Origin of the sequence: Streptomyces sp. NPDC101225, assembly GCF_044767585.1 — a bacterium.
Classification (GTDB): Bacteria; Actinomycetota; Actinomycetes; order Streptomycetales; family Streptomycetaceae; genus Streptomyces.
The window spans coordinates 390,086-403,176 of record NZ_JBIWOE010000002.1 but is presented as its reverse complement, the minus strand read 5'-3'; the positions used below and the strand labels follow the sequence as shown (position 1 = coordinate 403,176).

The 13,091-nt window shown below is 69.7% G+C and carries 11 protein-coding genes and 1 other RNA gene; 6 read left to right on the top strand and 6 right to left on the bottom strand.

Going from position 1 to position 13,091, the window contains the following annotated elements; genetic code table 11:
* Window positions 1-198: 198 nt before the first annotated feature.
* The 5 genes from ftsE (at window position 199) to ssrA (ending at window position 4,151) form a co-directional block, all read left to right on the top strand.
* Window positions 199-888: a cell division ATP-binding protein FtsE gene (ftsE, locus tag ACIRPX_RS04600; RefSeq protein WP_404188140.1), complete on the top strand. Its 690-nt coding sequence runs from the start codon at window positions 199-201 to the stop codon at window positions 886-888.
* Window positions 889-924: 36 nt separating this feature from the next.
* Window positions 925-1,845, top strand: coding sequence for a permease-like cell division protein FtsX (gene ftsX / locus ACIRPX_RS04595; protein WP_404188137.1), 921 nt, complete (start codon window positions 925-927; stop codon window positions 1,843-1,845).
* A 67-nt stretch (window positions 1,846-1,912) separates the two neighbouring features.
* Entirely contained in the window at window positions 1,913-3,091 is a 1,179-nt protein-coding gene (locus tag ACIRPX_RS04590; RefSeq protein WP_404188134.1) for a S41 family peptidase, read from the top strand.
* A gap of 57 nt (window positions 3,092-3,148) precedes the next feature.
* Window positions 3,149-3,691: an SsrA-binding protein SmpB gene (gene smpB / locus ACIRPX_RS04585; protein WP_404188273.1), complete on the top strand. Its 543-nt coding sequence runs from the start codon at window positions 3,149-3,151 to the stop codon at window positions 3,689-3,691.
* 91 nt (window positions 3,692-3,782) lie between these two features.
* Window positions 3,783-4,151, top strand: a transfer-messenger RNA (tmRNA) gene (gene ssrA / locus ACIRPX_RS04580).
* Between the two features lie 47 nt (window positions 4,152-4,198).
* On the opposite strand, the gene ACIRPX_RS04575 is transcribed toward ssrA, so the two are convergent.
* From ACIRPX_RS04575 to ACIRPX_RS04550, 6 genes are all read right to left on the bottom strand, one after another.
* Complete coding sequence (locus ACIRPX_RS04575; protein ID WP_404188131.1) at window positions 4,199-5,209, bottom strand: LacI family DNA-binding transcriptional regulator; 1,011 nt, start codon at window positions 5,207-5,209, stop codon at window positions 4,199-4,201.
* Complete coding sequence (gene yicI, locus ACIRPX_RS04570; protein WP_404188128.1) at window positions 5,203-7,461, bottom strand: alpha-xylosidase; 2,259 nt, start codon at window positions 7,459-7,461, stop codon at window positions 5,203-5,205. Before yicI ends, ACIRPX_RS04575 begins: the two co-directional genes overlap by 7 nt.
* A gap of 11 nt (window positions 7,462-7,472) precedes the next feature.
* Window positions 7,473-8,297: a carbohydrate ABC transporter permease gene (locus ACIRPX_RS04565; RefSeq protein WP_404188125.1), complete on the bottom strand. Its 825-nt coding sequence runs from the start codon at window positions 8,295-8,297 to the stop codon at window positions 7,473-7,475.
* A complete protein-coding gene (locus ACIRPX_RS04560) occupies window positions 8,294-9,253 on the bottom strand; it encodes a carbohydrate ABC transporter permease (RefSeq protein WP_404188122.1) in 960 nt (319 codons plus the stop codon). Before ACIRPX_RS04560 ends, ACIRPX_RS04565 begins: the two co-directional genes overlap by 4 nt.
* The gene (locus ACIRPX_RS04555; RefSeq protein ID WP_404188120.1) at window positions 9,250-10,548 is read right to left on the bottom strand and encodes an ABC transporter substrate-binding protein; all 1,299 of its coding nucleotides are present in this window, start codon (window positions 10,546-10,548) and stop codon (window positions 9,250-9,252) included. The genes ACIRPX_RS04560 and ACIRPX_RS04555 overlap by 4 nt, the downstream gene beginning before the upstream one ends.
* A gap of 126 nt (window positions 10,549-10,674) precedes the next feature.
* Window positions 10,675-11,976, bottom strand: a complete 1,302-nt coding sequence (locus tag ACIRPX_RS04550) for an MFS transporter (protein ID WP_404188117.1) — start codon at window positions 11,974-11,976, stop codon at window positions 10,675-10,677.
* An 84-nt stretch (window positions 11,977-12,060) separates the two neighbouring features.
* Between ACIRPX_RS04550 and ACIRPX_RS04545 the strand changes: the two genes are divergently transcribed.
* Window positions 12,061-13,032: a LysR family transcriptional regulator gene (locus ACIRPX_RS04545; RefSeq protein WP_404188114.1), complete on the top strand. Its 972-nt coding sequence runs from the start codon at window positions 12,061-12,063 to the stop codon at window positions 13,030-13,032.
* Window positions 13,033-13,091: the final 59 nt, after the last annotated feature.

The window sequence follows — 13,091 nt, the reverse complement described above, 5'->3', positions numbered from 1 at the left end:
ACTGTGCCAGGTTCCTCCGGAGGGTGCGCGGGGGTCGCCCGCAGGGGGCTCCTGGGTGGGCCGCCGCACGGTGGCCGAGGAAGTGCCCGGCGGTACAAAAACGCACAAGCCCCCTGCAACCCTCACCGGCGCCTGCGGTCGTGCACCCGACTCGCGTATGGTCACGCTCACCTACCCCCGGCGACCCGTGGTGCATCCGTGATCCGATTCGACAACGTCTCCAAGGTCTACCCCAAGCAGACCCGCCCCGCACTCAGGGATGTCTCCCTGGAAGTGGAGAAGGGCGAGTTCGTGTTCCTCGTGGGGTCCTCCGGCTCCGGGAAGTCCACCTTCCTGCGGCTGATCCTCCGCGAGGAGCGGGCCAGTCACGGGCAGGTGCACGTCCTGGGCAAGGATCTCGCGCGCCTGTCCAACTGGAAGGTGCCGCAGATGCGCCGCCAGCTGGGGACCGTGTTCCAGGACTTCCGGCTCCTGCCCAACAAGACGGTCGGCGAGAACGTCGCCTTCGCGCAGGAGGTGATCGGCAAGTCGCGCGGCGAGATCCGCAAGTCCGTGCCGCAGGTGCTCGACCTCGTCGGGCTCGGCGGCAAGGACGAGCGCATGCCCGGCGAGCTGTCGGGCGGTGAGCAGCAGCGTGTGGCCATCGCGCGGGCGTTCGTCAACCGGCCCAAGCTGCTCATCTGCGACGAGCCCACCGGAAACCTCGACCCGCAGACCTCCGTCGGCATCATGAAGCTGCTCGACCGGATCAACCGGACCGGCACCACCGTGGTGATGGCGACGCACGACCAGAACATCGTGGACCAGATGCGCAAGCGCGTCATCGAGCTGGAGAAGGGCCGCCTCGTCCGCGACCAGGCGCGCGGCGTCTACGGCTACCAGCACTGACCGCGACCGTTCACGGAAAGGCCTGAAGAAGACGCCATGCGCGCCCAGTTCGTAGTCTCCGAGATCGGTGTCGGTCTCCGCCGCAACCTGACGATGACCTTCGCGGTGATCGTCTCCGTCGCCCTGTCGCTCGCCCTGTTCGGCGGGTCGCTCCTGATGAGCGACCAGGTCAGCACGATGAAGGGCTACTGGTACGACAAGGTCAACGTCTCGATCTTCCTCTGCAACAAGAGCGACGCCGAGTCCGATCCCCACTGCGCCAAGGGCGCGGTCACCGAGGACCAGAAGAAGGACATCATGTCCGACCTGGGCAAGATGTCCTCGGTCGTGCAGAAGGTGACGTACGAGTCGCAGGACGAGGCCTACAAGCACTACAAGCAGCAGTTCGGCGACTCCCCGCTGGCCAGCTCCCTCACGCCGGACCAGATGCAGGAGTCGTACCGGATCAAGCTGAAGGACCCGCAGAAGTACCAGGTCATCGCGACCGCCTTCGACGGGCGCGACGGCGTGCAGTCCGTGCAGGACCAGAAGGGCATCCTCGACAACCTCTTCGGGCTGCTGAACGGCATGAACTGGGCCGCGCGCGCGGTCATGGCGCTGATGCTCGTCGTCGCGCTGATGCTGATCGTCAACACCGTGCGCGTCTCGGCGTTCAGCCGGCGGCGCGAGACCGGGATCATGCGCCTGGTGGGCGCCTCGGGCTTCTACATCCAGGCGCCGTTCATCATGGAGGCGGCGGTCGCCGGGCTCATCGGAGGCGGTGTCGCCTGCGGATTCCTGGTGGTCGCCCGGTATTTCATCATCGACCACGGCCTGGACCTGTCCCACAAGCTGAATCTGATCAACTTCATCGGCTGGGACGCCGTGCTGACGAAGTTGCCGCTCATCCTGGCCACCAGTCTGCTCATGCCCGCGCTTGCCGCATTCTTCGCGTTGCGCAAGTACCTGAAGGTGTGACACATGCCAAGAGGGCCGTACGGTCAACCGGCCGTACGGCCCTTCGCGTTGTCCTAGACTCACCGGCATGTCAGGTCGTGACCTGTTGGCCCAGCCCCGCCGTTTCCGCCGCGGGGCCGCCCTGACATTGGTCTTCGCGAGTGTGCTGGTCGCCGGCGCCGCGACCGGATCGTTCCCCGAGAGCGGCCGGAAGACCGCGGCGGGCGAGGCGCGTTCGGCCGTCCCCGCCGGTCATCACGAGGACGTGGCCAGGGCGGCCCAGGAGGCCATGGCCGACGGCAAGTCCCCGATGGAGGCCGCCGAGCGCGCGGTCAGCCGCAGCGGGGACCGCTGGGGCGCCGTCTACTCCCAAGGGGACTACGAGGAGTTCCAGGAGGCCCTCGACGGCCAGTACACCGGCGTCGGCCTGTGGGCGCGGCGCGAGCGGGACGGCCGGATCGAGGTGACCAAGGTGGCCTCCGGCTCGCCCGCGGCGGCGGCCGGGATCCGCGCGGGCGACCGGCTGCGCAGCATCGACGGTGAGAAGGCCGACGGACGGCCGGTCACCGAGGTCGTCTCCCTGCTGCGCGGCGACCCCCAGGACGCGCCCGCCGGCACGGCGGTCCGGCTCGGCCTCGAGCGCGGCACGCGCGCGTGGACCGAGACGGTGCACCGGGCCCTGCTGTCCACGGACTCGGTCAGCGTCCGCAAGCTGGCCGACGGGGTCACCGTCATCAAGATAGCCGCGTTCACCAAGGGCTCCGGCGACCTCGTGCGCGCCGCCGTCCGGCAGGTCCCGGCCGGCGCCGGGATCATCCTCGACCTGCGCGGCAACTCGGGCGGCCTGGTCACCGAGGCGGTGACCACCGCCTCCGCCTTCCTGGACGGCGGCCTCGTCGCCACCTACGACGTCAACGGCGAACAGCAGGCGCTGCACGCCGACCCCGGCGGCGACACCACCAGACCGCTGGTCGCGCTCGTCGACGGCGGGACGATGAGCGCGGCCGAACTGCTGACCGGCGCCCTGCAGGACCGCGGACGGGCGGTCGTCGTGGGCTCCCGCACCTTCGGCAAGGGCTCGGTGCAGATGCCGAGCAGGCTTCCGGGCGGCTCCGTCGCCGAGCTGACCGTCGGGCACTACCGCACCCCCTCCGGCCGCAGCGTCGACGGTCACGGCATCACACCCGACCTCGACGTCACCGCGCAGGGCCAGAAGGCCCTCGACCGGGCCGAGACCGTGCTCGCCGGGGTGGGCGACTCCGATTAACGGCTGGTCCGCACCCCCCTTCGTAGTGCGAAAATGGACGGCACTATGAGCAAGGGAATGTACGTACCCAAGGAGTCCCAGCCCAAGAAGGGCGGGGGCGGCGCCAGGTCCAGGGACGGCGAGAAGGGCGGCAAGCGCAAGATCGTCGCCCAGAACAAGAAGGCCCGCCACGACTACGCCATCATCGACACCTACGAGGCCGGTCTGGTCCTGACCGGTACGGAGGTCAAGTCGCTGCGTGAGGGCCGGACCTCGCTGACCGACGGCTTCGTCCAGATCGACCGGGGCGAGGCGTGGCTGCACAACGCCCACATCCCCGAGTACCACCAGGGCAGCTGGACCAACCACTCCGCGCGCCGCAAGCGCAAGCTGCTCCTGCACCGCGAGGAGATCGACAAGCTGGCGGCCAAGACCCAGGAGACGGGCCACACGATCGTGCCCCTCGCCCTGTACTTCAAGGACGGCCGGGCGAAGGCCGAGATCGCGCTGGCGCGAGGCAAGAAGGAGTACGACAAGCGCCAGACCCTGCGCGAGCAGCAGGACCGGCGGGAGTCGGACCGCGCGATCGCGGCGGCGAGGCGCAGGCAGCGGGGCGACTAGCCGCAGGGAATACGGTGGCATCCGCGTGCGCTGTTCACGTACGATGGAAGCGCACCCCCGAGGGAGGGTGCACGCATTGAAAACACAACATGGGGATGATCGGTTTCGACAGCGGATGTCGAAGCAGGGGAAGCGTGTCGAGGAAGCGGCAATGATCTCGTAAACCATATGTCGCAAAAAATAATCGCCAACACCAAGCGCGATTCCTTCGCCCTCGCTGCCTAAGTAGCGACTTGCGAAGTGTCAGCCCGGGGCTGTTCCCGACCCGGATCCTGGCATCAGCTAGGGAACTAAACCTTGATCCCGGTCACGGGGTGAAAAGGGAAATCAAACAGTGACTGGGCCCGTCGGCGACTTGTTCGCGTGATCGCCGGGGCCGAGAAAATCACAGCGAACTGCACACGGAGAAGCCCTGATTCCGCACCGTTGGACGCGGGTTCGATTCCCGCCATCTCCACTCCTCATGTTGAAGGCCCGGTGGTCCCAGACCACCGGGCCTTCGTCGTCTCACGCGAGCGGACGCGGCGCCGTGCTCGCCCGCTCCGTCAGCCTCGGCGGCAGCAGCGTGGCCTCGGGGACGGCGCCGCCGCCCAGCTTCTTCATCAGCAGCCGCACCGCCCGCTCGCCCACCTCGGCCGAGGGCAGGGCCACGGAGGTGACCGGGACCCGGACGGACTCGGCGAGCTCGTCCGGGCAGATCGCGGCGACGGACAGATCGCCGGGCACACGCAGGCCCAGCTGCTCGAAGGCGTCGATCAGCGGTTCCACGACCGGCTCGTTGTGGACGACGACCCCGGTCAACGCGGGCTGCTCGCGCAGCAGTTGCTCGGCCACCTGACGGGCGGCCGCGGGCGAGGCCTCGCACGGGTGCACCGAGGAGGCCAGCCCGCTGCGGTCCGCCGCGGCGGTGAAGCCCTGCACCACCCGCTGTGCGAACGCGGTCTGCCGCAGGTACACCTCCGGCGGCGAGCCGACCAGCGCCACCGTCCGGTGCCCGAGCCGCGCCAGATGCTCCACGCACGCCTCACCGGCCGCCATGAAGTCCAGGTCGATGCAGGTGAGACCGGTGGCGTCGGCCGGGAAGCCGATCATCACCGACGGCCTCTCCAGCGAGCGCAGCAGACCCAGCCGGGCATCGTGCAGCTGGACGTCCATCACGATCAGCGCGTCCACCAGGGCCGTGTCGGCGACCCGGCGCAGGCCGTCGTCGCCCTCCTCCTGGGTGAGCAGCAGGACGTCGTGGTCGTAGCGGCGCGCCGTGGTCACCACCGACACCGCGAACTGCATCACGACCGGCACATGGATGCCCGCGCGCAGGGGGACCACGAGCGCCAGGACGTTCGAGCGGCTGCTGGCCAGCGCCCGGGCGCCCGCGTGCGGCCGGTAGCCCAGCTCGCTGATGGCCTCGGTCACCCGCCGGCGGGTCTCCTCGGAGATCGGGCGTTTGCCGCTGAGCGCGTAGGAGACCGTGCTGGCGGAGACCCCGGCGTGCCGCGCCACGTCGGTGATCTTCACCATCGGTCCAGCTCCAGGGAGAGGAATCCGGTGCCCGGCCGCGCCCGCGCCGTCCGCTCCCCGGCCGCCAGGGCCCACGCCGCCGCCGGGTCGCCGCACGAGGCCCGCAGCGTGTCCCCTTCGCGGACGACGGTGAAGGTCACGCCGTCCACCTCGACCGTCACCTGTGCGCCCCGCTCCAGTCCGTAGGCCCGCAGCGTCACGCCGTCCGCGAAGTCGTAGTCGGGCCGGTCCTGCACCGCGCCCACCGGGATCACGGCGCCCGGCCTGACCAGCAGTGGCACGCTCAGGAACCCGTGCCGCTCGCGCACCCAGCGCGGTCCGGTCACCGTCCGCCCGCTCAGGTAGTGGGTCCAGGTGCCCTCGGGCACGTAGTAGGAGACGTCCCCCTCGTCGTCGAAGACCGGCGCGACCAGCAGGTCCGGGCCGAGCATGTACTGCCGTTCCAGATGGGCGCACGCGGGGTCGTCCGGGAACTCCAGCACCATCGCCCGCATCATCGGCAGGCCCTCGGCGTGGGCGGTGCGCGCGGACTCGTACAGATAGGGCATCAGCCGCAGCTTGAGCCGGGTGAACAGGCGCAGCACGTCCACCGACTCCTCGTCGAAGAGCCACGGCACCCGGTACGAGGAGCTGCCGTGCAGCCGGCTGTGCGAGGACAGCAGGCCGAAGGCGATCCAGCGCTTGAACAGCGCCGGCGTCGGGGTGCCCTCGAAGCCGCCGATGTCGTGGCTCCAGTAGCCGAAGCCGGACAGGCCCAGCGAGAGCCCGCCGCGCAGCGACTCGGCCATCGACTCGTAGGTCGCCTCGCAGTCCCCGCCCCAGTGCACGGGGAACCGCTGGCTGCCGCTGGTCGCCGACCGGGCGAAGAGCACGGCCTCGCCCTCGCCGCGGTGCTTGCGCAGCACGTCGAAGACGGTGCGGTTGTAGAGGTAGGTGTAGTAGTTGTGCATCCGCTCCGGGTCGGCGCCGTCGGACCACGCCACGTCGACCGGCACCCGCTCGCCGAAGTCGGTCTTGAAGCAGTCGACGCCCTGGGCGAGCAGCGCCTCCAGCTTGGCCGCGTACCAGTCGCGGGCGGCCGGGCTGGTGAAGTCGACCAGCGCCATGCCCGGCTGCCACATGTCCCACTGCCAGACGCTCCCGTCCGGCCGCCGCAGCAGGTGCCCGAGTGCCTTGCCCTCCGCGAACAGCGGGGAGCGCTGGGCGATGTAGGGGTTGATCCACACGCAGATGCGCAGGCCGCGCTCCTTCAGCCGGGCCAGCATGCCCTCCGGGTCGGGGAACACCCGCGGGTCCCACCGGAAGTCGCACCAGTTGAACTCGCGCATCCAGAAGCAGTCGAAGTGGAAGACGGACAGGGGCAGTTCACGCTCGCGCATGCCCTCGATGAAGGACGTCACGGTCTCCTCGTCGTACGAGGTGGTGAAGGACGTCGACAGCCACAGGCCCAGGGACCAGGCCGGAGGCAGGGCCGGGCGGCCGGTCAGGGCCGTGTACTTGCGCAGGATCTCCTTCGGGCTCGGTCCGTAGACCACGTAGTACGTCAGCTCCTGCGTCTCGGCGCTGAACTGCACCCGGGACACCGCCTCGGAGCCGACCTCGAAGGAGACCTTGCCGGGGTGGTCGACGAAGACGCCGTAGCCCGCGTCCGTCAGATAGAACGGGACGTTCTTGTAGGCCTGTTCGGTGGCCGTGCCGCCGTCGGCGTTCCAGATGTCGACGACCTGGCCGTTCTTGACCAGCGGGCCGAAGCGCTCGCCGAGGCCGTAGACGGAGGTGCCCACCGTCAGACCGAGCTGTTCGCGCAGGTAGTGGGCCCCGGTGGCGGAGTCCCGCATGATGCCCATGCCCTTGGGGCCGCTGGAGGTCAGGACCCTGCCGTGCGCGAGGAAGTCCAGGTGCCAGACACCGGTGCGGGCCAGCCGCAGCGACAGCGCTCCGGAGGTGAGGGTCGCGTGCTCCTCGTCGTAGGAGACGTGCGGCGAGAACTCCTCGCCCGTGAGCTCGAATTCGGGTCCGCGTGGCTGCTCGCCGTCGAAGTGGGTGAAGGTGACCCCGATGACGTCGGGCATCGGAGCGCTCGCGCTGATCGTCACGACCGGTCCTTTCAGCAGGTCGCCGCGGTGCCGGATGGGCTGCGTCGGCGCGTGGATCTCCAGCGTGCCGTCCCGTGCCTCGACGTCGAGGACCTCGACCGGGTGGGCCGCGGTGACGCCCTCGCGCAGCAGCCAGTAACCATCGGAGAACTTCACGTGGCCAGTCCTTACTTGACGGCACCCACGGCGATGCCGCGGGTGAGGGTCCGCTGGAAGACGAGGAAGAAGACGATCGCGGGGAGGACGCCGAGCAGGGCCGCCGCGTTGGTCATCGTCGCGTCCATCAGGCGCTGGCCCTGGAGGACGCCGAGCGCCACCGACACCGTCTGGTTGTCGTTGGAGATCAGCATGACCAGGGGGAGCAGGAACTCGTTCCAGGTCCAGATGAAGAAGAAGACCAGCAGCACGCCGATGGTGGGCCGGCTGACGGGGACGACGATCCGCCACAGCACCTGCCACTTGTTCGCCCCGTCGATCCTGGCCGCCTCGATGATCTCCCGGGGGAACTGGCCCAGGACGGACGAGAGCAGGTACGTGCCGAACGCCGCCTGGATCACCGTGAAGACGATGATCACGCTCAACCTCGTGTCGTACAGACCGACTTGCTTGCTCAGGTAGTAGATCGGGTAGACCAGCGCCTCCTGGGGGAGCATGTTGGCGAGGACGAAGAAGGCCAGGACCCAGGTGCGGCCCTTGATCCGTCCGATGCCGATGGCGTACGCGTTGAGGACCGACAGGACGGCCGCGAGGACGGCCACCGAGCCGCTGATCAGCACGGAGTTGACCAGCTTCTGGCCGTAGTCGACCCGCTGCCAGAAGTCCTTGAGGCCGTCCAGGTAGAGCCCGTCGGGCAGGCTCAGCGGGCCGTTCTGCGAGTACTCGGTGGGCGACTTCACCGCGTTGACCGCGACGATCAGGAACGGCACGACCATGAAGAGGGCAGCGATGCACAGGGCGATCAGCACCGGGTAGCGGCGCAGGGCGGTCGTCATGCGCGGTCCCCTTCCTCGCTGCGGGTCTGGAGTCTGAGCAGGACCAGGGAGAGGGCCAGGATGATCACGGTGAGGATCGTGGAGATCGCGGCGCCGTAGCCGACCTGGGTCTTCTCGAAGAAGGTGGAGAAGGAGAAGTAGGAGGGCACGTCGGTGGCGCCGCCCGGGCCGCCCTTGGTCAGGACGTACACCGCGCCGAACACCTTGAGCGCGGCGATGGTGCACCAGGTCAGGACGACGTAGATCTCCGGGCGGATCTGCGGCAGCGTGATGTGCCAGAAGCGGCGCCACCAGCCGGCGCCGTCCAGCTCGGCCGCCTCGTACAGCTGCGGGTCCACGCGCTGCAGGCCGGCCATGAAGACGACCAGCGGGAAGCCGATCTGCACCCAGACCATCACGCCCATGACGCTGTAGAGCGCGATGTCCGGGTCGCCGAGCCAGTCCTGCTGCCAGGACCCCAGCCCCACCGCCTTGAGCAGTTCGTTGAGCGAGCCGTTGTCCGGCGCGAGGATCCAGCTCCAGACGATGCCCGCGACCGCGATCGGCAGCACCTGCGGGAGGTAGAAGCAGGCGCGCAGCACCGCGGCCCACCGGGACCCGAAGTGCTTGCCGACGTAGTCGAACAGGGCGGCGGCCAGCACCAGGCCGATCATCGTCGGCACGGCCGCCATGGCGACGACCATGAACAGGCTGTGCCGGAAGGAGGCCCAGAACTCCGTGTCGTCCATCAGCGCGCGGTAGTTGGCGAGCCCCGTCCACCTCGGGCTGCCGATGCCCTGCCACTCGGTGAAGCTCACGCCCGTGTTCATCAGGAACGGGACGATGACGACCACCAGGAACGCGAGGACGCCGGGCAGCAGGAAGAGGGCGTAGGAGTCGCGGCCACGGGGGCGGTGCGGGCCGGCGGCCGGCTGCTTGCCGACGGCCCGCGCGCCCCGTTCGACGGTCACCGTCATTGCTTCGGCACGCCCTTGTCGTAGGCCTGCTGGAGGGCGTCGAGATACGCGTCCGGCTTCTCGCTGCCCGTCATCAGCTTCTGCGTCTCGGAGACCAGGACGTCGTAGAAACCGTTGACCGGCCAGTCCGGGTAGAAGGCGAGCCCGTCCCGGTCGCTGACGGTGTTGAAGTGGGAGATCAGCTCCTTGGACTTCGGGTCGGTGATGGCGGCGGTGTCGGCCGCGACCGGGATGCCGCCCTTGTTGCCGAGCAGGTTCTGGATCTTCTTCGACATGGTGATGTCGATGAAGTCGTAGGCGAGCTCCTTGTTTTTGGCGTTCTTCGGGACCACCCAGAGGTTGCCGCCGGAGCCCGGGGTCAGGTTCGAGCCGGGCCACAGGGTGGAGTCCCAGTCGAACTTCGCCTCCGACTGGAAGCGGCCGTACCACCAGCTGCCGGAGAACAGGATCGGCGCCTTGCCCTGGATGAAGGACACACCCGCGTCCTCCGCCTTGGTGCTGGTCGACTTCCTGCTGATGTAGCCCTTCTTCACCCAGTCCGCGAAGGTGGTCGCGCCGTACGTCCAGGCCGCGTCATGGAAGTCCGTCTTCCCCTTGTACAGCTCGTAGCTGTCGACCCAGGAGCGGTCGGCCTTGGAGAGGGCGAGCTGGTACAGGTACTGCTGCGCCAGGTACTCGGCGCCGGCGTTGGCGAGCGGGGTGACGCCCTTCTTGACGAAGGCGTCCATGGCGGCCGTGAGCTGCGCGAACGTCTTCGGCTCGGCGATGCCGTACTTCTTGAAGAGGTCCTTGTTGTAGTAGACCATCGTGTACTCGGCGTAGTTGGGCACGCCGTACCACTTGCCGGAGCCCATGACCCCGTTCGCGTCGTACCGGCTGGTCGTGGCCACGCCCGCGCTGAGTTTCTTGTCCCAGCCCCGCTTGGCCACCTCGGCGGACAGGTCGGTCAGCAGGCCCTGCTTGGCGAGCTGGCCCGCGGTCGCGTTGCCCTTGTTGTACTCCATGATGTCGGGCGCGTCCGAGGAGTTGAGGATCATGGGCGCGGTCTTCTGGATCTGTTCGAAGCCCTTCTCCTCGAACTTCACCTTCACGCCCGGATGCTGCGCCTCGAACTCCTTGATCGCCTCTTTCCAGGCCACGCCCATCGCGCTGTCGGGGCCTTCGTAGTGCCAGAGCCTGAGCGTCTTGGCGTCGGAGGACGAGCCTCCGTCCGAGCCGCCGCAGCCCGCCATGACCAGCGATCCGCCCAGGATCGCGGCCGTGATCGTCATCACACGCCTTCGTGCCGTCAACATCCCTGCCTCCAGGAGAGCCGGACAGGTATCAGTGCGCCACGCGGCGATCCTGCCCTCGTGTCGAATCGATTCGATGCGTGACGTCGAAGCGCTTCGACGGGAAGGTAGGTGGGCTCCGCGGGCCCGTCAATGCATCGGACGGGAAATCCTGTACGGATCTGTGGGCGTCCGGAGGGCGAGGGAGATCATCAGCGCCACCGCCGCCGCCGTCGCGGGCACCCCGAACCCGGCCGCCGGCGACATGTGGTCGACCGTCCAGCCACCGGTCGCCGAGCCGCAGGCGATGCCTCCGAGCAGGCCCGTCACGGCGAGCGTCATGCCCTCGTTCAGCCGGCCCTCGGGGGTGCGCCGCTGCACCAGCGTCATGGTCGTGACCATGGCCGGGGCGGTCGCCATGCTGGCGAGGAGCAGCGAGCCCGCGAGCAGCGGGAGCGAACCGGTGAGGGAGGCGGCGAGGAGGGGGAGGGCCAGCAGGGCCGTCAGCGCCGCGAGGCACCAGGGCAGCCGGGCGGACGCGGGCGCGGCCGGCGGCAGCGCGCCGAACAGCAGCCCCGCCACGCACGAGCCCGCCGCCTGCAGCGCGAGCACGGCGCCCGCCGCCGAGCGGTGCCCCTGCGCGTCCGCGAAGGCGATCGTGACGACCTCCATGGCGCCGAACACCCCGCCGGTCGCGAGGCAGACGGCGAGCAGCGGCGGCATGCCGGGGGCCCGGAAGGGGGACCGGGCACGGACGGGCGGCCGGGCCGGCGGCTCGGTCGAGCGTTGTGCCGCGAACAGCAGCATGCCGCTCAGCAGCAGCACCGCTCCGGCCAGCGTGCCCGCCTCCGGGAAGAACGTGCCGCACAGGAAGGCCGCGAGCACCGGGCCGAGCATGAAGCACAGCTCGTCGGTGGCCTGTTCGAAGGAGTTCGCGGTGTGCAGCGCGCGGTCGTCGCCCGCCAGCAGATGGGCCCAGCGGGCGCGGGACATGCCACCGGTGTTCGGGGTCGTGGCGGTGGCGGCGTACGAGGCGAACAGGGTCCAGACGGGGGCGTGCAGGTGCACGCACAGGGCCAGGGCGAGCGAGCCGAGCACGGCGAGGGCCGTCGCCGGTACGGCGATCCGCGCCTGGCCGTGCCGGTCGACGAGCCGCGCGGTCCACGGCGCCACCAGCGCGGTCGCCGCCAGGCCGGTCGCGGTGACGGCACCGGCGAGCGCGTACGAGCCGCGCGCCCCGGCGATCATCACGACCGCGCTGACGCTGAACATGCCCATGGGCAGACGGGCCAGGAGGCCGCCGGCGGTGAAGGCGCGGGCACCGGGGACACCGAGGAGGCGGCGATACGGACCGGGCGGGCGGTGTCCGGCACGGGGACGGAGGTCGACGGCGACGAGGGTGTCGGCGGTGACGGTGAACAGCAGGTCGTCGCGGGGTGTGGGCTGCGGCATGGCCACCACCGTCGCGCGCCCCCGATCAAGGGGTCCAACACCTTCCGCGCACCGATTGACGCACTCCTGTTGTAAGTTCGCCGGATGCCCGCGTCCGGTCACCTCGACCCCCGTCTCCTGCGCGCCTTCCTCACCGTCGCCGAGGAACTGCACTTCACCCGTGCCGCCGCCCGGCTCTACGTCGCCCAGCAGGCGCTGAGCCGGGACGTGCGGCGGCTGGAGCGGGAGCTCGGCACCGATCTGTTCGTGCGCTCCACCCGGCAGGTGGCGCTGACCGCCGACGGCGAGCGGCTGCTGCCGTACGCGCGGCGGGTGCTGGACGCGCAGGACGCGCTGCTCGCCGCCTTCGGGCAGGCGCGGCCGCTGCTGGTCGACCTCAACTACCGGGGCCAGGCGACCGCGCGCCGTGTGCTGCACCGGGCCCGTGAACTCGCTCCCGAACAGGAGTTGATGGCCCGCTACGAGAGCGGGCTGACGGGCGCCGCGGGCGAGCTGCTCGCGGGGCGGCTGGACGCGTCCTTCGGACGCTTCGCGGGCCTCGACCCGGCGCTGCGGGCCGGGCTGGAGCACCAGCTCGTGCGGTACGAGCCGATGGCGGTCGTGCTGCCCGGGGACCACCGGCTGGCCTCACGGGAGACGGTCCCGGTCGCCGCGCTCGCGGGGGAGACGGTGTACGCGGGGGCCGGGAACCCGCGGACGGCGGAGTGGACCGACCTGGCGCGCCGCCTCTTCGACGGCCGTGGCATCGACGTCGCGCCACCCCTTCCGCTGGCCGTCGGGGACGAGGAGTTCCAGCGGATCATGGCCAAGTCGGGGAACCCGATTCTCGCCGTGGTGGACTTTCCGGCCATGCCCGGCACGGTCACGCGCCCTCTGGTGCATCCGGTGCCCTTGTCCCCCGTGTCGCTTGTGTGGCGGAAGGGCCTGGTGCACCCAGGATTCGAGGTGCTTCGACGAGCGGCGCGCGAATTGTCGGCCGCGGAGGACTGGCTTCAGGTGCCCCCTGATGGGTGGTTTTCGGCCACCGATGTTGTCATGAGACATCCCAGTTATTGACACGTGGCCGACACGGGACCTGCCGGTGCGCTACATTCTTCCTCCGAGCTCGTTGTGGT